This is a genomic window from Alteromonas sp. KUL150 (assembly GCF_009811475.1).
Classification (GTDB): Bacteria; Pseudomonadota; Gammaproteobacteria; order Enterobacterales; family Alteromonadaceae; genus Alteromonas; species Alteromonas gracilis.
Genome location: NZ_BLIJ01000001.1, coordinates 1 through 19,833, shown reverse-complemented (window position 1 = coordinate 19,833; position 19,833 = coordinate 1). Strand labels below are relative to the sequence as shown.

General features: G+C 43.7%; 21 protein-coding genes and 1 tRNA gene. 11 read left to right on the top strand and 11 right to left on the bottom strand.

Going from position 1 to position 19,833, the window contains the following annotated elements:
- Nucleotides 1–173: 173 nt before the first annotated feature.
- Genes rlmM through GVO62_RS00095 form a run of 4 tightly spaced genes read right to left on the bottom strand, consistent with a single transcriptional unit; the run spans nucleotide 174 to nucleotide 3,329 of the window.
- Nucleotides 174–1,271, bottom strand: coding sequence for a 23S rRNA (cytidine(2498)-2'-O)-methyltransferase RlmM (rlmM, locus tag GVO62_RS00110; RefSeq protein WP_159117213.1), 1,098 nt, complete (start codon nucleotides 1,269–1,271; stop codon nucleotides 174–176).
- A complete protein-coding gene (locus GVO62_RS00105; RefSeq protein WP_159117212.1) occupies nucleotides 1,264–1,707 on the bottom strand; it encodes a DUF423 domain-containing protein in 444 nt (147 codons plus the stop codon). The genes rlmM and GVO62_RS00105 overlap by 8 nt, the downstream gene beginning before the upstream one ends.
- A 33-nt stretch (nucleotides 1,708–1,740) precedes the next feature.
- The gene (locus tag GVO62_RS00100) at nucleotides 1,741–2,424 is read right to left on the bottom strand and encodes an alpha/beta family hydrolase (RefSeq protein ID WP_159117211.1); all 684 of its coding nucleotides are present in this window, start codon (nucleotides 2,422–2,424) and stop codon (nucleotides 1,741–1,743) included.
- A 2-nt stretch (nucleotides 2,425–2,426) separates the two neighbouring features.
- On the bottom strand, nucleotides 2,427–3,329 hold the full coding sequence (locus tag GVO62_RS00095) for a transcriptional regulator GcvA (RefSeq protein WP_159117210.1): 903 nt from the start codon (nucleotides 3,327–3,329) through the stop codon (nucleotides 2,427–2,429).
- 216 nt (nucleotides 3,330–3,545) lie between these two features.
- Between GVO62_RS00095 and GVO62_RS00090 the strand changes: the two genes are divergently transcribed.
- Nucleotides 3,546–3,824 carry a hypothetical protein gene (locus GVO62_RS00090; RefSeq protein WP_159117209.1) on the top strand — a complete coding sequence of 93 codons (279 nt, stop codon included), beginning with the start codon at nucleotides 3,546–3,548 and terminating at the stop codon, nucleotides 3,822–3,824.
- 61 nt (nucleotides 3,825–3,885) lie between these two features.
- On the opposite strand, the gene kdsA is transcribed toward GVO62_RS00090, so the two are convergent.
- From kdsA to hemA, 6 genes are all read right to left on the bottom strand, one after another.
- Nucleotides 3,886–4,740 (bottom strand): 3-deoxy-8-phosphooctulonate synthase, encoded by an 855-nt coding sequence (kdsA, locus tag GVO62_RS00085; RefSeq protein WP_159117208.1) that lies wholly within the window; start codon nucleotides 4,738–4,740, stop codon nucleotides 3,886–3,888.
- 20 nt (nucleotides 4,741–4,760) lie between these two features.
- On the bottom strand, nucleotides 4,761–5,126 hold the full coding sequence (locus GVO62_RS00080; RefSeq protein ID WP_236547018.1) for a SirB2 family protein: 366 nt from the start codon (nucleotides 5,124–5,126) through the stop codon (nucleotides 4,761–4,763).
- A 322-nt stretch (nucleotides 5,127–5,448) separates the two neighbouring features.
- A complete protein-coding gene (locus tag GVO62_RS00075; RefSeq protein WP_159117206.1) occupies nucleotides 5,449–7,014 on the bottom strand; it encodes a response regulator in 1,566 nt (521 codons plus the stop codon).
- A gap of 160 nt (nucleotides 7,015–7,174) precedes the next feature.
- Nucleotides 7,175–8,014, bottom strand: coding sequence for a peptide chain release factor N(5)-glutamine methyltransferase (prmC, locus tag GVO62_RS00070; protein ID WP_159117205.1), 840 nt, complete (start codon nucleotides 8,012–8,014; stop codon nucleotides 7,175–7,177).
- 19 nt (nucleotides 8,015–8,033) lie between these two features.
- Nucleotides 8,034–9,119, bottom strand: a complete 1,086-nt coding sequence (gene prfA, locus GVO62_RS00065) for a peptide chain release factor 1 (RefSeq protein ID WP_105930879.1) — start codon at nucleotides 9,117–9,119, stop codon at nucleotides 8,034–8,036.
- 15 nt (nucleotides 9,120–9,134) lie between these two features.
- Nucleotides 9,135–10,409 (bottom strand): glutamyl-tRNA reductase, encoded by a 1,275-nt coding sequence (gene hemA / locus GVO62_RS00060; protein WP_159117204.1) that lies wholly within the window; start codon nucleotides 10,407–10,409, stop codon nucleotides 9,135–9,137.
- 131 nt (nucleotides 10,410–10,540) lie between these two features.
- On the opposite strand from hemA, the gene lolB reads away from it, so the two are divergent.
- The 4 genes from lolB to GVO62_RS00040 all read left to right on the top strand — a co-directional run bounded on the left by lolB (nucleotide 10,541) and on the right by GVO62_RS00040 (nucleotide 13,123).
- The gene (lolB, locus tag GVO62_RS00055; protein ID WP_159117203.1) at nucleotides 10,541–11,167 is read left to right on the top strand and encodes a lipoprotein insertase outer membrane protein LolB; all 627 of its coding nucleotides are present in this window, start codon (nucleotides 10,541–10,543) and stop codon (nucleotides 11,165–11,167) included.
- A complete protein-coding gene (ispE, locus tag GVO62_RS00050) occupies nucleotides 11,167–12,033 on the top strand; it encodes a 4-(cytidine 5'-diphospho)-2-C-methyl-D-erythritol kinase (protein ID WP_159117202.1) in 867 nt (288 codons plus the stop codon). The genes lolB and ispE overlap by 1 nt, the downstream gene beginning before the upstream one ends.
- A gap of 33 nt (nucleotides 12,034–12,066) precedes the next feature.
- Nucleotides 12,067–12,142, top strand: a tRNA-Gln gene (locus GVO62_RS00045).
- Between the two features lie 33 nt (nucleotides 12,143–12,175).
- The gene (locus GVO62_RS00040; RefSeq protein ID WP_105930876.1) at nucleotides 12,176–13,123 is read left to right on the top strand and encodes a ribose-phosphate pyrophosphokinase; all 948 of its coding nucleotides are present in this window, start codon (nucleotides 12,176–12,178) and stop codon (nucleotides 13,121–13,123) included.
- Nucleotides 13,124–13,198: 75 nt separating this feature from the next.
- Here the strand turns inward: GVO62_RS00040 and GVO62_RS00035 are convergent, their stop codons facing one another.
- Nucleotides 13,199–13,504 carry a hypothetical protein gene (locus GVO62_RS00035; RefSeq protein ID WP_159117201.1) on the bottom strand — a complete coding sequence of 102 codons (306 nt, stop codon included), beginning with the start codon at nucleotides 13,502–13,504 and terminating at the stop codon, nucleotides 13,199–13,201.
- A gap of 660 nt (nucleotides 13,505–14,164) precedes the next feature.
- On the opposite strand from GVO62_RS00035, the gene GVO62_RS00030 reads away from it, so the two are divergent.
- The 6 genes from GVO62_RS00030 to GVO62_RS00005 all read left to right on the top strand — a co-directional run bounded on the left by GVO62_RS00030 (nucleotide 14,165) and on the right by GVO62_RS00005 (nucleotide 19,664).
- Nucleotides 14,165–14,620 (top strand): ribose-phosphate pyrophosphokinase, encoded by a 456-nt coding sequence (locus GVO62_RS00030; RefSeq protein WP_159117200.1) that lies wholly within the window; start codon nucleotides 14,165–14,167, stop codon nucleotides 14,618–14,620.
- 133 nt (nucleotides 14,621–14,753) lie between these two features.
- On the top strand, nucleotides 14,754–15,755 hold the full coding sequence (gene ahr, locus GVO62_RS00025) for an NADPH-dependent aldehyde reductase Ahr (protein WP_159117199.1): 1,002 nt from the start codon (nucleotides 14,754–14,756) through the stop codon (nucleotides 15,753–15,755).
- Between the two features lie 342 nt (nucleotides 15,756–16,097).
- Nucleotides 16,098–16,730, top strand: coding sequence for a 50S ribosomal protein L25/general stress protein Ctc (locus tag GVO62_RS00020; protein ID WP_159117198.1), 633 nt, complete (start codon nucleotides 16,098–16,100; stop codon nucleotides 16,728–16,730).
- A gap of 5 nt (nucleotides 16,731–16,735) precedes the next feature.
- Nucleotides 16,736–17,317 (top strand): aminoacyl-tRNA hydrolase, encoded by a 582-nt coding sequence (gene pth / locus GVO62_RS00015; RefSeq protein ID WP_159117197.1) that lies wholly within the window; start codon nucleotides 16,736–16,738, stop codon nucleotides 17,315–17,317.
- Between the two features lie 41 nt (nucleotides 17,318–17,358).
- The gene (gene ychF, locus GVO62_RS00010) at nucleotides 17,359–18,450 is read left to right on the top strand and encodes a redox-regulated ATPase YchF (RefSeq protein WP_105930870.1); all 1,092 of its coding nucleotides are present in this window, start codon (nucleotides 17,359–17,361) and stop codon (nucleotides 18,448–18,450) included.
- A gap of 194 nt (nucleotides 18,451–18,644) precedes the next feature.
- Nucleotides 18,645–19,664 (top strand): peptidylprolyl isomerase, encoded by a 1,020-nt coding sequence (locus tag GVO62_RS00005; RefSeq protein WP_159117196.1) that lies wholly within the window; start codon nucleotides 18,645–18,647, stop codon nucleotides 19,662–19,664.
- Nucleotides 19,665–19,833: the final 169 nt, after the last annotated feature.

Below are 19,833 nucleotides of genomic sequence, written 5' to 3'. Positions count from 1 at the left end.
TCATTGGTTCAGAGTAAAAAAACGGCCGGATTATAAAGGATTTCTGTACCAGATTTACACCTTTTTTAGCATAAACCTTAAATTCGTTTGCTAAAATCCGCACCAGCATTAATTCTTTTCTATAAATATCAAAAACTTAACAATTTATGACACTTTTTTGAAAAATAACAAAATCACACCTCATCTTTTGAAGTGCGAACAATTGTTACTGTAACTTCATCTCTGTCGTGGTAGAGATGCCTAACTTTTACCGCGAATGCATCATCTAGAGCATTTAAACGGCTTTTTAGCAACGCCATGGCTTCGACTAAAGTTTCATAGCGCTGTTTCATGGGTAGCTTTAAATTAAAAATCGCGTGAGTCGCCCAGTGCTTAACCAGCCAATCACCCATTAATTTCGCTACCCTATCAGGTTGCTCTATCATATCACATACAAGCAGATCTACACGACCAAATTGTGGTCTATAGGCAAACCCGTCTGCAGCGTGATGTTCAACCAACCCCGTATTCATTAAACTGTCGGCTACCAAGCCATTATCGATGGCTTCAACATACATGCCTCGCTTAACTAGTTGATAGGTCCACCCTCCAGGGCACGCTCCTAAATCGACGGCGCGACCTCCACTTCGAAGAACCTTAGCTTGCTGCTTATCACTAAGCATGTTCACCAATGCATCTTCTAGTTTTAGCGTAGAACGGCTTGGTGCATCACTTGGGAACTTTAAACGACAAATGCCCAAGTGATCGCGACTGGCATGACTGGGTAATGTATAGCCAATATGGCAAATTTCAAATGACTCGAAAAAAATATGGAGTTTAGGCTTACCTAAATTCTCCTTAGCCGTGAGCCAACCAGCCTTTCTTAACGCTTGGCGAAGAGGAACAGTAAACTTACGGCTGAACTTAGCGAGCGTTTTACCCTCTTCAGTGTCAGGGTATTCCACATCGACAGAGCCAAAATTAGAAAAAGGCTTTTCAACCTCTTCTAACGCATTGAGCACTTGCCCTACTCTGTCTTCTTTTTCTATGTCGGTTAGTGAAGCAAAAACAGCCACTAACTGACGTGGAAAGATACTCTCGTGAACCGCAAACCGTGTGATGGTTTGTTCTAACTGCGTGGCATCATATAAGTGATAAAGCACAAAACCGCTGTTCTTTTTTGACACAGGATAGCCATAGCATTGCGCTTCGCCGTATCGAGATGTAAGTTCGTTGGCCGTATCGTTTTCGTAACCCGGGCGGCAATAACCTAAAATACTGCTGTTAGACATTACTTGCTCCCGATTTATGACTCGTTTGCTGTTTTACGCTCTTCTGCGCTTTTAATAAACCTATAACCAGAAACCCCCAACCAACAATAAAGAACATGCCGCCCACTGGGGTTATCGGGCCAAACCATTTTATGCCGCTGATAGATAAAGCATAAAGACTTCCACTAAACAAAACTGTACCAACAACAAAACAAAATGCTACGCGATTACCCCATGTCGATGTAATAGAAAGTGCGGGTAAAGTTAACAGCGCTAACGCATGATACATTTGATAACGCACGCCTATTTCAAATGTATTAAGCTGCTGCGACGTTAATAGGCTTTTTAGGCCATGTGCACCAAACGCGCCCAGTACGACGGCTAAGCCTGCCAGTAGCGCGCCAATAATAAGATATGATTTTGCAACGGCGCCTAAACCAATGTGTTCGTTTTTCATTTAATTAATCTTTTGCCTTAATTTTTGATGTCATCACGGGTTACTTAAAACGCTAGATATAAAGGTCGCTGTTAACTCTGCGGCTTTGATTATATGTGCCTGCTGCGTTGTGCCGCTCGCTTTTCGAGGCTTGAAGCTGTGGTCGCCATCTTCTAGAAATACGCATTCTATACTTGAAGATAGCCCATAACCTTCTACTTCTAACTTTGTGCCGAACGTGTCTCTTTCACCTTGTATAATAAGCAAAAGTTTACAAGCCTTCAGCAAGTGGTCGGTGCGTGTATTTTCTGGCTTGCCCGGTGGATGAAAGGGATAGCCGAACGCTATCGCACCTTCCACATTGCCCAGCTCCTCATATACCATGGTTGCCATGCGCCCGCCCATCGACTTTCCTCCAACAAAAACAGGAAGTTTATTCAGCGTTTCCTTTTCATTACAACACGACTCAATCAATGCGGTGAAGTGTGACATAAGCTTTTCGGCTTTATCGGGTGGCCTACGTTTACCTGTTGCCTTCATAGTTTGCATATAAGGAAAATTAAAAAGTACGATAGATACTCCCTTTGCAATCAGGGCTTTCGCCATGTCTTGCATAAACGCGTGCTCTTTACCTGCCCCTGCACCGTGCCCCATTATCAAGCAAGCGACGGGGTTCTCGGCGTCAAGCACCTCAATATCAAAAGTATGGCCTTCAGGACTTTCATTTTTCCCAGACATGACTACAACAAATCCTCTTGCTCAGCTTCAACCAACGCTAACATCCAGTCTCTAAATGCAGCAATTTTTCCAAGTTCAGCCTGCGACTCCTCACACACCAAATAAAAGGCGTCTCGACTCTCTACCCTTTCTTCAAAAGGCATGACAAGTCGCCCCGCCTCAATTTCGGGCCTTGCAAGCACAGTATTCCCTAATGCAATACCCTGTCCTAGCGCCGCGGCCTGCAACACCAACATGGAGTGACTGAAAACGGGGCCTTGGTTGACGTTTACGCCAACTACGCCGACATGCTTCAACCAATTCTTCCAGGCCGTACGGCTTAAATCGTGAAGCAAAACATGATGCCTTAAATCAGATAAGCTAGATAAGGTCTTAGGGCCTTGAAAAAGTAAGGGAGAGCAAAGCGGGGTTAAAAATTCCCGATGGAGCTGATCTGCCTGAAGGCCCGCCCAGCGACCTTTTCCATAATAGATCGCCACGTCCACATCGTCCTCTAAGAAACCTTCGTCAAAATCGACCGCCTTTATTCGAACATCGATGTCTGGATGTGCCAAACTAAACTTATGAATACGAGGTACAAGCCACTGGCTCGCAAAGCTTGGGGGCATAGCTACTGTAATAGCGCCCTTACTCCCTTTTGCAAGCAGCCTTTCCGTTGCGTCTTGTAAATTCTTAAAAATGTCTTTCAACTCAAGAAAATAGGCCTGACCTTCCTCAGTTAATAGCAAAGTCCTATTACGTCGAAGAAATAGCTTCATCGATAAGAAATCTTCGAGTGCTTTTATTTGATGACTAACCGCTGCTTGGGTGACAAACAGTTCATCGGCTGCCTTCGTAAAGCTTAAATGGCGCGCGGCCGCTTCAAACGATTTTAGGGCATTGAGAGGGGGTAAACGTCGGTGCATATATCGTTTTTAATCCAGTGTGACCGAAGTATGACAAATTCATTAGATTTTCTAATGACAGCCCATACTTTTACTCGTTTTAACAATCACCACAATCTGGCTATAATTTGCCCGAAATTAAAAAAGAGCATTTAATTTCAGTATTTTATGATGATTATTTGTTAAACATTTTAACATTCATCAACAATTATTTAATTATTTTTATTAGGTGTGAATATGAAAAAGTTATTATTAGCTAGTGTATCTGTTATGGCATTCGCAAGTGCTGCTGCAAATGCTAACGCACAACCAGAAAAGATCAATCTACAATCGTTAATCAATACTGCAATGACAAGCGTGAAAATGGCCGAAGTTCTGCCAGAAAACGACGCACACATTGTTGTTAAGAAACAATCAAAAGCAATTCTTGCAGAAGAAATTCAAGTTCAGCTTCACAAGAACCTATTAGCAATGGCAAAAGGTGAAGCGCGCACAAACGTCACTGAAGCGGAATAATCCACTTACACACCTGATACGCATGCCGGTGCTTGCACCGGCATACGCCATCAACAACTGCTTAGGTATTACTCGTATCTAACGCGTCAAAACCTTTTACTAGTTCGTCTAACGCTTTCATCTGCTGTAAATATGGTTCCAGCTTCGCAAGAGGCAATGCACACGGCCCATCGCATAATGCTTCATCAGGGTTTGGATGTGCCTCGATGAAAAGACCTGCTAAACCTAACGCCATACCACTTCGCGCTAGTTGTGCTGCTTGAGCACGACGGCCATCAGCTGATGTTGCCCTTCCACCTGGCATCTGAAGCGCATGCGTTGCGTCAAAAATAACGGGGGCATACTCTTTCATTGCATCCATACCAAGCATATCGACAACTAAATTGTTGTAGCCGAAGCAGCTTCCGCGCTCACAAAGAATAACCTTATCGTTGCCCGCTTCACCCAGCTTACCAATAATGTGGCGCATTTCATGGGGCGCAAGAAACTGAGGCTTTTTCACATTGATTACGCAACCTGTTTTTGCCATGGCAACTACAAGGTCAGTTTGACGTGCTAAGAATGCAGGCAACTGAATAACATCAACTACTTCTGCAACCGGTGCGGCTTGATGAGGTTCGTGTACATCGGTAATTAAAGGTACATTAAAGGTAGACTTGATTTCTTCAAAAATACGCAGCCCTTCTTCCATTCCAGGCCCACGGTAAGAAGTCACCGATGAGCGGTTAGCTTTATCAAAAGACGCTTTGAAAACGTACGGAATATTCAGTTTTTGGGTAACTTCAACATAGTGCTCTGCAATACGCATAGCGAGATCGCGAGACTCAAGTACGTTCATTCCACCGAAAAGCACAAACGGTAAATGGTTGGCAACGTCAACGTTACCAACACGAATAATCTGTTGAGATTCAGACATTATCTATTTCCCATTAAATCTTAAAAAAGAGGTTGTTTAGTAACGGCAACCATGGCTGTTGCCATTAGTACACCAATTGCAGCAATGAAAAAGGCCCATTTGCTTAACGTCGTTTTTGCTTTCTTAAGTGCAAACAAACCGAAAACAATGTACAGGATCACGCCAATTACTTTAAATGTCAGCCATGCATTAACGAATGGGTACTGAGATAGAATGATACATAACCATACTGCGCTTCCTAACAACACGGTATCAATAATATGTGGGAGTATTTTCATCCATTTTTTTGAAAGTGCATTGGCATCTAATTGACTCCAAACAAAACGGAAGATAAAAAATAAGATGCTTAAGCCAACAGCAGTTAAGTGGAGATGTTTAGCCATCATATACATAATTTAATTCCTGTTTTTATAAATAAGCAGCCCGAAGCCGTGGTAAAAAAGTGTTTTCGCTATTGCGCAAGTTGGACAAACCTCATTTACATGCAGCAAGCTGTAGTTAAAAAAACAGGCGCTATTAAGCACCTGTTTTCTTTAAAATTGAGCGCGAATTTCAAGGCAACATTGTAGCGTATATTACCAAGCAAAAAACGCAGAAATGTTGAAGAAATCACATTTATACGTTTCGATTCGTATACTCGTCGCTATCTATGCGTAACGCTACCTTATACCACCAACCCATTTTTCTTTATTTCTTTTGAAAACCCATCTACTTCTCGTCCGCATATTCCGTCTGGATAGCCATGAATGCAGACATATCGCTTAATAAACAGTCAACTAAATAGGGGTCGAAGTGCTGCCCTTTTTCTTCTATTAGAACTGCTTCTACCTTCTCAATAGGCCATGCCGGTTTATAAGGACGAGCATTCAGTAAAGCATCGAAGACATCAACCAAGGTAGCGATGCGGCTTTTAATATCGATCTCTTCTTTTTTAAGGCCATCAGGGTATCCCTTGCCATCCCAGCGCTCATGATGTTGTTTTGCGAGCATCGCTGCCAACTGAATAGTCGGACGACAGGAATCGCGTAAAATTTGATATCCAAACTCTGCGTGTTGCCGTATTTTAAATATTTCTTCTTCAGAAAGAGGACTGGATTTTTGAAGGATAGACTTCGGCACAATAGACGTGCCTATGTCGTGAAGCGGTATCGCTAGGCCGAGCTCGTGTATTGCATGTTCGTCAAGTCCCGCTTTTTTTGCAAGGAGCTGGGCCATTTTCACCATTCGTTTTAAGTTATTAGAACCATTAGATTCATGCTCCAATGCTCGCCCTAAGCGCTCAATAATTTCTTTCTGCGTGGCTTCAACGTCTACGGTTTTCAAAACATTATCAAAAGCTAGCTGCACGCTATCAGAGAACCGCTTAACCAGATGACGATCGCTTTCCCCTATTCTACGAGGCAAGCCAGATAAGTATAAAAGCGCTCCGTTATGGCTTTTACTATTACAATAGGCAACAACGTGATCTTCGGCGTAAACAATTTGCTTTTCGCGCATTGCCTTTACACACAACGCATATTCTTGATCATTTATCGCATCTTTTAGCGGCACACCTTCTTTGCTCGCATACTCGCCGTTACCGGCAAACACGTAAAGCTCATCGTCATCGAGCGCGTTGTTGGATGTACTCATTGTACGAGAGGTCGTTGCCACCGCTGTTGTTATATATGCCGCGTCTTTAGAGCATCCTAAAATAGAGGCAAGCTGCTGAATAATGCCCTGCATGAACTTCTCAAGAGAGCGGGACGAGAATAAATCCACCGAGGCATCAATAATTTTTTCTAAGCCCCGTCGATTTTCTTCTATAACAATAATATCCCGATACGACCGAAGTGCCGCAATAATCACAGTGAAAAGCTTCTGCGCAGTAAGTTCGGTTTTAGATTTATAATCGTTGATGTCATAATTAATGATGACATCTTTTTCAGGAGCCTGCCCAGGCTGGCCGGTCCTTAGAATAATACGGGTAAAATGGTTATCTAATTCGTTTCTAACGTATTCAGCTACCTTTAGGCCGGCATCGTCGGTCTCCATGACAACGTCAAGCAGCACAACGGCAATATCATCATGGCTTTTAAAAATCGCCTTTGCTTCTTCGCCGCTATACGCACTCACAAATTCAAGGGTTTTGCCATTGAGATTAAAGTCGTTGAGCGCTAGCTTTGTTACCGCATGGACTTCAGGCTCATCGTCAACAATGAGTACTTTCCAACAGCCTAGCTCTTCGACGTGTATATCATCATCGTCTTCTGCGAAAAGAAAGTCATCATTCATCGGAAACATCCTGTTATATAAGTATTTTTTGTAATTGCGCTTAAAGAATAAACGTTGCTCAACAATACTAATGTAAAACAGAATATTAGCAAGTATGCAATTATGAAGATTAACTTAGGTAGTGTTTTGAAGTGATATCTGCAAACGTTATAGCCAGACGTTATAACCAAACTCCGAACGTGACGCGGTCGTTTTCTCCGTAATCTTTAACTGTACTTACCGATGAAAACCCAGCGGCTAACAGCAGGTCTCTTACTGCACGTCCTTGATTAAACCCATGCTCAAAAGCTAACAACCCACCTTTATTTAGAAACATCGGCGAGGTACTAATTATATGCTTTATGTCGTGTAAACCATCGACGCCGGACGTAAGTGCAGTTTTAGGTTCAAAGCGTACGTCACCTTCATTAAGGTAGGGGCTGGCCTCTTCAATATATGGTGGGTTTGAAACAATGACATCGAAAGATTGCCCAGTAAGTGCGCTGAACCAGTCGCTTTGTAAAAACTGAGCGTTAGTTACCCCATTAGCTTCAGCATTACGCGTGGCAAGTTCAACTGCGCCTGTCTGAAAATCAACGCCAACAACAAACGCCTGAGGCAGCTCACTTGCAAGCGCTAGGGCAATAGCCCCCGTTCCCGTACCTAAGTCACATATAGCTAATGGTTCACGCTTACTCTCAACTGCCCAATTCAGAACCTGCTCAACAAGCACTTCTGTATCCGGGCGAGGGATAAGTGTATCAGGGGAGGTAAAAAGTGAAAGCGTCCAGAAATCGCGCCTGCCAACAATATAGGCAACCGGTTCGCCCTTTTTACGTCTGGCTATCGCGTCTTCAAAGTGCGTTATTTGAAGCGCATCAAGGGTTTTGTCTGGCCACGTAAAAAGAAATGTCTGTGGCTTTTCAAGGATATTTGCCAGTATAACTTTGGCGTCAACAGAGGGTGATTCCCCACCCTCTAGTTGCTGTACCGCCCATGCTAGAGCTTGGTCTATGCGCATTATTGTATGTCAGATACCGTTATTCGTCAGACAGTGACGCTAACAAGTCGGCCTGATGCTCCTGCAATATCGGGTCAATAAGCTGCTTAAGGTCACCTTCAACAACTTCATCCAAACGATAAATAGTGAGGTTGATACGATGATCGGTTACACGCCCCTGCGGGAAATTGTAAGTACGAATACGCTCAGAGCGGTCGCCGCTACCGACTAGGCTCTTACGAGTAGATGCCTCCTCTGCCGCACGCTTCTCCTCTTCAATTTGATTTAGGCGCGCTTGAAGTACCGACATTGCTTTCGCACGGTTTTTATGCTGCGAGCGTTCGTCCTGACATTCCACTACCAAGCCCGTTGGCAAGTGAGTAATACGAATAGCAGAGTCGGTTTTGTTAACGTGCTGACCACCAGCACCCGATGCACGGAAGGTATCAATACGAAGCTCAGCCGGGTTAATTTCAATAGCTTGCGACTCTGGAATTTCAGGTAACACCGCTACCGTACATGCGGAGGTGTGAATTCGGCCTTGCGATTCGGTTTCAGGTACACGCTGCACTCGGTGACCACCTGATTCGAATTTTAAAACGCCATATACGCCATCGCCACTAACGTTAGCGATAACTTCTTTATAGCCGCCGTGTTCGCCTTCATTCGCGTTTACAAGTTCTACACGCCACCCGCGTGTTTCTGCATAGCGGCTGTACATGCGGAACAAGTCACCTGCGAATATTGCCGCTTCATCACCACCCGCACCTGCGCGAATTTCCAAGAAACAGTTGTTGTCATCGTTGGGATCTTTAGGCAGAAGCAATACTTGAAGCTCGGTTTCAAGGCGCTCAATTTCCGCCTTAGCTTCTTTCATCTCTTCTTGTGCCATTTCGCGCATTTCTGCATCGTCTTCGTTCAGCATTTCCATCGCTGACGCTAAGTTCTCTTGCGCTTGCTGATAGGCATTAAAGCCAGCAACCACATCTTCTAGCTGGCTAAACTCTTTTGACAAGTTGCGAAACTTGTCCTGATCGCCGATAACTCCAGGGTCGCCGAGCAACGCCTGAACTTCTTCGAAACGCTCGACAAGGTGTTCGAGTTTCCTAACTACCGACTCTTTCATATATTTATTATTACCTTATTTATTATTGTCTGACGAAAAGTCAGATAAATCTAATGCCTGTCCCATCCAGCGACTCAGTGCCGGATCGTCGTGCATGGCAGCTTCGCGTAATGCTAACGTCGTGGAGTGCATTAGCGTATTGGTAAGTTTGTACGCCATTTCCTCTAATACCGTCTCGGCATTTTTGCCTTCCGCTAGTTGCGCTTTGGCTTTTTCTACAATATCGTCACGCTGTGCCATGCCTTTTTGGCGATACTGTCTTACTAAATCTATCGATTGCTGGGACTGTTTCCACGTCATGTAGTCGCCAGCTTGCCTTTCAATGAGTTTTTCTGCTTCTTTCGCCGCTTGTTCTCTATTTTCTAGGTTCTTTTGAACAATGTGCTGCAAATCGTCAACAGTATAAAGGTAAGCGTCGCCTAACTCATTAACTTCCGATTCGATATCCCGTGGTACAGCAAGATCAACTAAGAACATGGGCATATTTTTGCGTTGCTTCAGCGCTTTCTCTACCATGCCTTTGCCGATTAACGGCAGTTGGCTTGCGGTAGAGCTGATAACGATATCGAAATCTTTTAAATGCTCTGGAACTTGAGACAAAGTAAACACATTGGCGTCGAGTGTTTCAGCTAACGCTTCTGCGCGGGCAATCGTTCTATTTGCCACAGCCAAACTACGGACTCCTTGTTCCTTCAAATGTTGCGCTACCAGCTCTATAGTTTCTCCGGCCCCTACAAGCAGAACAGAACGCTTGGGTAACTCGGCAAAAATGTGCTTCGCTAACTGAACCGCTGCGTAAGCTACGCTTACCGCATTGGCACCAATATCCGTTTCACTGCGAACGCGCTTTGCCACTGAAAAAGTATGTTGAAACAGCTTGTCGAACTCACTGTTAATCATACCCGAGTGTTTCGCATCGCCAAATGCCTGCTTCACTTGCCCTAATATTTGTGGCTCGCCGAGAATTAATGAATCAAGCCCGCTGGCTACGCGCATGATATGCTTAACCGCTTCTTCTTGCGCTAAAACATAGCTATTATTAGCAATCTCTTCTACATCGAGGTGATGAAAGTCGCTTAGCCATTGTAGAAGCTCTTGGCCACTGTCGTCTTGCGTATTGACATAAAGCTCGGTGCGATTACAGGTAGAAACAATGACAGACTCATCGACGCCCTGCAGCTTTTTTAAACTCGCAAGCGCTTCCACCAGAGAATCTGGTGTAAAGGCCACTTTTTCGCGAAGTGCTACTGGTGCTGTTTTATGGTTAATACCAAGGGCGAGTAAAGTCATTAAAATCTGTGCTGGCAACGTCGGAGCGGCATTGTACGAAAAACCCAAAATGATTGAAAGTGTTGGTGAAACTGTGTTCCCATAATGTCACAACATAACGTGTTCTATTTTTATGCAGGTACTAAGCTTCGATGATTCGCTTATTTTCCGTTTTAATTGCCCTTTGTTTTTTGTTGAGCGCATGCACTACTGCTCCCAAAGGCCCGCAAACTGCGGTGAACTTAACTGCTCAGCTAGAAAAAGTCGCCGAGGTAAGTACGTGGCAAATGCGAGGAAAGATTGCCTTTCGCCAAGGCAAAGACGCCGCCAGCCTTAATTTAGTTTGGAAAAACGATTCGGGAGATTTTGATTTCCGATTAACGAATTTTCTGGGTGTTAGTTTGGTTAAACTAACGGTTACAGATGAAAAGTCCGTTTTAGAGGCGGATGGCGAGACATTTAGTAACGCCCTCCCCGAGCCGCTTATCTATCAAGTAACGGGTATGGTTATACCCGTAGCGCCCCTTTTATCTTGGGTAAAAGGGTTACCTCTTGAAGGCGATAAATTTACCCTCACCGAAAAAGGCCTTGTTGATACCCTTGAAAGCTACTGCAAAGGTTGTCGCAATTGGCAAGTTTCTTATGGCAATTATGGTAGTGTTCTTATGGGCAACGAAGAGCCTGTATGGCTGCCCCACAGCATAACACTCACCCAAAACGAAACACCAGATATGCCGAAAACCCAACTCAAAATTAAAATTTATCAGTGGACGCTGTAGTGAACGCATCTGTTACAACACAAAAAGACTGGTGGCCTTCGCCCGCTAAACTCAATCTTTTCCTTCATATATTAGGTCAATACGAGAATGGTTATCATCAGTTGCAAAGTTTATTTCAAATGTTGGATTATGGCGATAGCCTTGCGTTTGCCGTCTCTAATGACAACACAGAAATAAAGATGGACAAACCGCTTGAGGGCGTGCCGGACGATGAAAACTTAATTATCAAGGCTGCGCGTTTACTTGCTCGAAAAACCAATTGCGATAAAAGCGCGGTAATATCACTTGATAAGCGCCTTCCCATGGGAGGTGGTATTGGTGGGGGTTCATCAAACGCGGCAACAACATTAGTTGCACTTAATTATTTATGGGATACCGGGTTAAGTGAAGATGAGTTAGCTGAGTTAGGCTTAAGCTTGGGTGCTGATGTACCGATTTTTGTACGCGGTTTGACCGCATTTGCCGGTGGTATTGGCGAAGACATTACCCCTGCGCCCCAACCAGAACAGTACTTTTTAGTCGCAAACCCTAACGTCCATGTCAGCACTGCTGAGGTCTTTACATCTGAAGATTTGCCTAGAAATACACCGCCAATGCGATGGGAAGACTACGAATTTGAAAAAACTTGGAACGATTGTCAGCAATTAGTCGCTAATCTTCATCCCGAAGTTGCAAATTTATTACAGTGGTTGGTACACTACGCACCGTCGCGAATGACGGGTACAGGTGCATGCGTGTTTGCCACTTTTTCTGACTACACTTTAGCCGAACAGGTTAGGGCTAAAATGCCTGAAGCTTGGCAGAGTTTTGTCGCAAAAGGTGTGAATCGCTCACCACTATTAGACAAATTAAAACAACAAAGATAGCGTGTACGCCACATCGGACAAGAACTTAAAAATTGGGGTATAGCCAAGTTGGTAAGGCAGCGGGTTTTGATCCCGCCATTCGTAGGTTCGAGTCCTGCTACCCCAGCCAAACCTCTTTTATCAACGCACTGAGGAACCACTTGTGCCAGATATGAAGCTCTTTGCAGGTAATGCCGTACCAGAACTTGCCCAGAAAGTCGCCGATCGCCTGTATACCAAACTTGGAAATGCCAAAGTTGGCCGTTTCAGTGACGGTGAAATTAGCGTAGAAATTCATGAAAACGTCCGTGGCTCGGACGTTTTTATTATCCAGTCTACGTGTGCCCCTACTAACGATAACCTAATGGAATTAATTGTGATGATCGATGCTCTGCGTCGCGCATCCGCTGGTCGTATTACAGCAGTTATTCCATATTTTGGTTATGCACGCCAAGACCGTCGTGTTCGTTCAGCCAGGGTGCCTATTACTGCTAAAGTAGTGGCTGACTTCCTGTCTAACGTTGGTGTTGACCGCGTACTTACAATTGACCTACACGCAGAACAGATTCAAGGTTTCTTTGATGTTCCGGTAGATAATGCATTCGGTACTCCTATCCTTCTTGCTGATATGGTAAGACGTGACTTTGCCGACCCTGTGGTGGTTTCACCTGATATCGGCGGTGTTGTGCGAGCGCGCGCTACTGCGAAGTTGCTTAACGATACCGACCTTGCCATTATCGATAAGCGTCGCCCTAAAGCGAACGTAGCGCAGGTAATGAATATTATCGGTGATGTCAAAGACAGAGACTGCATTATTGTCGATGACATGATTGATACAGGCGGTACGCTTGCAAAAGCTGCAGAAGCGCTTAAAGCACATGGTGCTCGTCGCGTTTACGCTTACGCAACGCACGCTATCTTCTCAGGCAATGCTGCACATAATCTCAAAGAGTCTGTTATTGACGAGATAATCGTTACTGACTCTATACCTCTGAGCGCAGAGATGAAGCAAATTGGAAAAGTAAAACAACTTACTTTATCTGAAATGCTTGCTGAAACTATTCGTCGTATTAGTAACGAAGAATCAATTTCAGCCATGTTTGAATACTAATTCATACAAAAAAGCGAGTGAGACAATGTTGCTTATTAGCATTGTTTCACTCGCTTCTCTTTGAAGCGCTATTGACTAATTATCAATATCGTCTTCGTCTTCTTCTGGCATTTCTACATCGACAACAGGAACTTCTACTTCTTTAGTCTCTGTTTTAACGTCAACATCCATTGTTTCAACGTCGTATTCAGGCAGCTTACCGCCTTCAACGTCAACATCTGGCATTTCGCCGTCATCCGTTTTCTTTACTTCATACTCAGGTAATTCACCAGACTTCACCTCTACGTCAGGCATTTCCCCGTCTTCAGTCTTGTTCACATCACATGCACTTGCCGCCAGCGCCAGACTCGATACTGCAAAAATTTTAGTTAAATGCTTCATTTTCTCTCCTTAAAAACTGCGTAACTAATTGATGGTTAATGACAAAACGCCGCTAATACGATTTATATGCCTTTTTCACCGCTATACTATTTAGTGCTTGTATATTGGTAGTAACACATCGTTGTTTACCTTTTGGAAACTACCTTAAGGTTTTTATTTCAAGGTATTTTTCCTTCGGTACTCACGTTTATGTCATTGCATGTATGTCACTGCATGCTCCATGCCATAACCGTTTTACTATGATTTCAACGCGAGCGAAATAATGTGTTTGACTAAACTCTGCGGTAATTTAAAAACGAAGCTGGCGTAAGGAACAACTCAATTTCTCATTCGTTTTTCTTTATATTTCTGTCACTTAGATTTATTCATTTAATCAGCCATCCGAGGAAAAAATGACAAAAAGCCTGTCCTCTCTCCCTTCGCCCCTTTTTTAAAGTGCAATTTGAAATTGGAAATAAAATAGAAATGAGAGTTAATCGCCTGCTACTTCTTTTGAAAATGTGAAAAAGATGTACGGGATTATTTATTATTTGTAGAAATTACGCAACGCTCGTGGAAGACTAGCTAATCAAAGTGATGTAGAAAGAACCTATCTTATCATCATTTTTCGAGGACATTATCCACAATAAGCGTGCTACGACTTGATAAAGGAATAAGAAAATGAAAATCAATCGACTCAAATTAGTACTCATTTTGACTTCCATGACACTGCTTGCCGCGTGTGCGGAAGAAGAGCAGAAAAAGGACATCACAATGGTAGATAAGAAAGAAGAGTTACAAAGTAGTGAAGATAACTTACCTACAGAACTAAAGGCAGAGCCTGTTACTCAAGCGGAAGCGGTAGAAAACACCGTGGAAGGTGAAGTTACCATGAAGGGCAGCATTATATTCAAAGATTTGGAAGGCGGTTTTTATGCCTTTATCGCTGAAGACGGCGGCCGATATACATTGCACGGTTTAGATAAAGCCTATCAAAAAAATGGCCTTATTGTTGAAGTTAAGGGTACACCTAAGCCTAACATGATGACCTTTACCCAGTTTGGCACGGTGTTTCAGGTATCTGACGTTAAGGTACTTGATACCAGCAAAGTAATTGGTAACGAACGAACACACTGATCGATATCAGAATGTTGAAGGTAGCAAATTACAACTATGCGTTCGAAAGGCACAAATTAAGAGAATTTGACTATATTCGAATATTTTATCCACGGGTTACCGAAACCGTATTACTTCTAAAGGACTGATATCAATGATAAATGCATATGCTGCCAAAGAAGCTGGCGGGAAGCTTGAAAAATTTCAGTATGATCCTGGTGAGTTAGGCGCACACGATGTTGAAATTAACGTTGAAAGCTGCGGTATCTGCCACAGTGACTTGAGCATGCTAGATAATGAATGGGGCATGACAGAATATCCTTTTGTTCCAGGCCATGAAGTGGTGGGCACAATTAGTCAAGTTGGCGAACACGTTACTTCGCTAAAGGTCGGTCAGCGGGTGGGCTTAGGTTGGCACGCGAGTTATTGCAATAGCTGTAGAACGTGTGAAGCAGGCGACCATAACCTTTGCGCCGACGCAACCATGACGATAGGCGGTCGACACGGAGGTTTTGCTGATAAAGTACGTGCACAAGCTCGTGCAGTGATCCCTCTTCCCGACTCAATAGATAGCACAAAAGCAGGACCGCTTTTCTGCGGCGGCATAACGGTCTTCAACCCCCTTGTTCAATTTAACATTAGCCCAACGAGTGAAGTAGCGGTGATTGGAATTGGCGGTTTAGGTCACCTAGCCCTGCAGTTTTTAAACGCATGGGGCTGCAAAGTGGTCGCTTTCACATCAAGCGAATCGAAAAAACAAGAGGCGCTCGAGTTAGGTGCAACTGAAACCATAAACAGCCGCGATGAAAGTGAAATAAAACAGGCCCGAGGCCGATTTGATCTCATCATATCAACGGTTAATGTAAAACTAGATTGGAATTTATACCTTTCTACACTTGCACCGAAGGGTCGTCTGCATTTTGTCGGCGCAACCTTGGAGCCCCTTGATATTGGCGCATTTAATTTAATTGGTGGGCAGAAAAGTGTGTCAGGCTCTCCTGTTGGAAGTCCTGCGACGATTAAAACCATGTTGGATTTCGCTGCGCATCATAATATCGAGCCTGTAACCGAAACGTTTAAATTTGACGATGTAAACAGTGCGATTGAAAGGCTTAGAGAAGGAAAAGCACATTACAGAGTGGTGCTGACAAAATAAGCCCCGACTTCGTTGGTCACTGATAAATAAATGCTAACGTGGATGGATTAATAAGTGACCAGCAATGTGAACATACACTGTTTACGAATAACGTAATAAAGGCGTGTTGCGGCACGCCTTTACGCTAAATGCATCACGTAAAGGTGTTCGTGCACCTGCTTTTTATCTGCGATGACAATTGTATGTTTTGGTAGGTGGTGTTAGAATTCGCCGCCCTTGAATTTTGGGCTGGTGTTTTCTTGAGCATAAAAATAGATTTTTAGCGCTTATAACATCATTTTACAGTGAGATTTGGTCGCAAAATTTCACATCATTACACTTATATATTTTTGGAGACAGACAATGTCTGAAGCAAATTTCAAACTAGATGCTTCTGTTCGTACAGATCTAGGGAAAGGTGCGAGCCGCCGCCTACGTCGCGAAGATAAGCTACCTGGTATCATCTACGGTGGTGAAGAAGCACCAGTTTCTATCACACTAGATCATAACAAAGTAAACAACTCAGCTGACTTTGAAGCGTTCTATTCTCACGTTCTTGAGATTAACCTTGATGGTAAAGTTGTTGAAGTTCTAGTTAAAGATATGCAACGTCACCCTTTCAAGCCAAAGATCACACACATTGACTTCCAACGTGTAATCGCTGGTCAAGACGTTCACACTAACGTACCACTTCACTTCGTAAATGAAGATCAATCTGCTGCTGCTAAAGCTGGCGGTATTGCTGAGCACCACGTAACTGAAATCGAAGTTACTTGTCTACCTAAGAACCTTCCAGAGTTCATCGAAGTAGACATGGCTGCTGTTGAAATGGGTCAAACTGTACACCTTTCTGACCTAACTCTTCCAGCTGGCGTTTCTTCAGTAGAACTTGCTAAGAACGACGAAGCTCACGACCTAGCGGTTGTAACTGTTAAGCCTGCTCCTAAAGCGGCTGACGCAGAAGAAGACGGCGAAGAAGCAGCTTCTGAGGAATAATCCTCTTGGCTGATATCCGCCTTATCGTGGGTCTGGGTAATCCAGGCCCCGAATATGAAAATACCCGACACAATGCCGGTGAATGGTTTCTTAACCAACTTGCCGACACCTTCAACGCCCCGCTAAAACCAGAAACCAAATTCTTCGGTAAGACTGCTCGCATTACTATTGCTGGCAAAGACGTCCGTTTGCTCTACCCCACTACGTTTATGAATAAAAGTGGACAAGCCGTAGCAGCAATGGCTAATTTTTACCGCATAGAACCAGAACAAATATTAGTAGCGTTTGACGAATTAGATTTACCTCCAGGCGTAGCAAAATACAAAGTGGGCGGTAGTTCAAGTCAAAATGGTGTTCGTGACATTGTGGCTAAAATGGGTAACAACAAGAATTTTTTGCGTTTGCGTATAGGTATTGGTCATCCAGGTCATAAAAGCCGCGTTACCGGCCATGTTCTTGGCAAGCCACCAGCAGATGAAAAAGCAGCCATTGAAAGTGCCATAGATGAAGCGGTTCGCTGTACAGAGATTTTGCTGAAAGAAGACCTTAAGCAAGCACAAAACAGGTTACACTCACACAAAGGGTAAACCTAGCCAGTTATCACTTTTCCAAACTAAGGATCCATACCATGGGTTTTAAATGCGGTATTGTTGGCCTACCAAACGTAGGTAAATCAACACTTTTCAATGCATTAACTAAAGCAGGTATTGAAGCGGCAAACTTCCCGTTTTGTACTATTGAGCCAAACACAGGTGTTGTTCCTGTGCCAGATCTTCGTTTGGATAAGTTGGCTGAAATTGTAAAACCACAGCGCGTTATTCCCACTACCATGGAATTCGTAGACATTGCTGGCTTGGTAGAAGGTGCCTCTAAAGGTGAAGGTTTAGGAAACAAATTCCTAGCCAACATCCGTGAAACCGACGCTATTGGCCACGTAGTACGCTGCTTTGACGATGAAAACATTGTACACGTTGCGGGTCGCGTTAGCCCTAAAGACGATATCGATGTTATTAACACCGAGCTTGCGCTTTCTGACTTAGAAACAACAGAAAAAGCACTTCACCGTGTTGCTAAGCGCGCAAAAGGTGGCGATGCTGATGCCAAGTACGAAATGAAAGTGCTTGAGAAGATTAAGCCGCATTTAGACGAAGGTTTGTTGCTTCGATCACTTGAGCTAACTAAAGAAGAGCTTGCTGCAATCAGCTACATGAACATGCTTACTCTTAAGCCAACCATGTACATTGCAAACGTGAATGAAGACGGTTTTGAAAATAACCCTTACCTGGATCAGGTAAAAGAAATTGCAGCGGGCGAAAATGCTACTGTTGTTGCTGTGTGCGCGGCTATCGAGTCAGATATAGCTGAGCTTGAAGACGACGAGCGCGAAGAGTTCATGCAGGACATGGGTCTTGAAGAGCCAGGCCTTAACCGCGTTATCCGCTCAGGTTACAACTTGCTTACTCTTCAAACTTATTTCACTGCGGGCGTAAAAGAAGTACGTGCATGGACTTTCCCTGAAGGTTCAACAGCGCCACAAGCGGCGGGTAAAATTCACACCGACTTCGAAAAAGGCTTTATTCGTGCTGAAATCGTAAGTTACGACCACTTTGTCGAGTTTAACGGCGAACAAGGTGCGAAAGACGCAGGTAAATGGCGTCTTGAAGGTAAAGAATACATTGTTAAAGATGGTGACGTTATTCACTTCCGCTTTAACGTTTAATACCGTTGACACATTGATTTTATAGTTATCAAGCCACCGTAAGGTGGCTTTTTTGTTTCTTCTGATTGATTGTGAAGTAATACCAATCTGCATAGAAAAGTGCCCACCCAGAAGGGCGAGTTTAAAGTGTGTAATTCTCTATACGGACTGGTATAAGCCTGATATAAAATACTAAAAACGAAAAGGTTTAAGATATGTATTGTCCACGCCACCGCAGTACCACAAAAAAGCCACGTACGAGTAACAAAGCCGTACGTAATGCTTCACATAAAATAGTATTAATCATATCGGCGGCAATGAGTTTGCTCATCAACAGTGCCAATGCCAATGCCGACAAAAGACTCATGCAATCGTCACCCACGACAATAGATAGTAACGCTGAGGAAAGAATACCGACGCTTCCTGAAGGCACTGCGCTACATAGCAATAGCGAAAGCTGGTATCAGGTTCCTCAAGGGAATACCGTAACACTTAGCACAGCATACGGCGATGTTGTTATTGCACTTCACCCTTCCCTAGCACCAACCCATGTTGCTCGTTTTAAAAGCTTAATTGATGCTGGGTTTTATAACAAACAGGCGTTTTATCGCGTAGTGGATGGATTCGTTGCACAAGCTGGGAGTAACGACTCCCATGACGATACTCAATTTCCACCTAAATTACTAAAACCTATCAGTGCAGAATTTATACAGCCGTTAAATAGTAACGTAAATGTGGTGGAGCAAAACGATATGTTTGCCCCCAGTACTGGATTTTTAGATGGCTTTCCCGTTGGAATTGATAAAAATCGAAAAGAGATGTGGGGGCTTCACTGCCCAGGTGTGGTCGCTTTTGCTCGCAATAGCGAAAAGGATACCGCCAGTACAGAATTCTATATTGTAATCGGTCAAGCGCCACGCCACCTCGACAGAAATATGTCGGTAATAGGTCGCGTAGTCCACGGGATGGACCTGCTTCAAAAATTACCCCGTGGGAACATGGAAAACGGTGGTGTATTGGATAACATTACCCAAGAAAGTAAAATTAAGCAGGCATTCGTTCACTCAGATGGCGGAGCGCCCTATTTTGTGCAAACACCTCATCACGAAGAATACAAAAAACGTGTTAATACAGGGAAAAAACTTGATAACCCGTTTTTTCATGACAATACATATGGTCCGCGCCCAATAGACGTATGTTATTACCAAACAAAAGCAGGTAAAAAAGCGTGGTAAAAGTAGTGTAATTGAGGTGCAAGTTGTTCAATTTCACCGCTTTTTGTGCGTATTTCGCCCTAATGCGCACACTTAATGAGCATTTAAAAAAAGTTAGTAAAAAAGGGGTTGACGGTTGCCGGTCATATACGCATAATACGCGCCACTTCCTGAGAGGGAAGAGAATAGC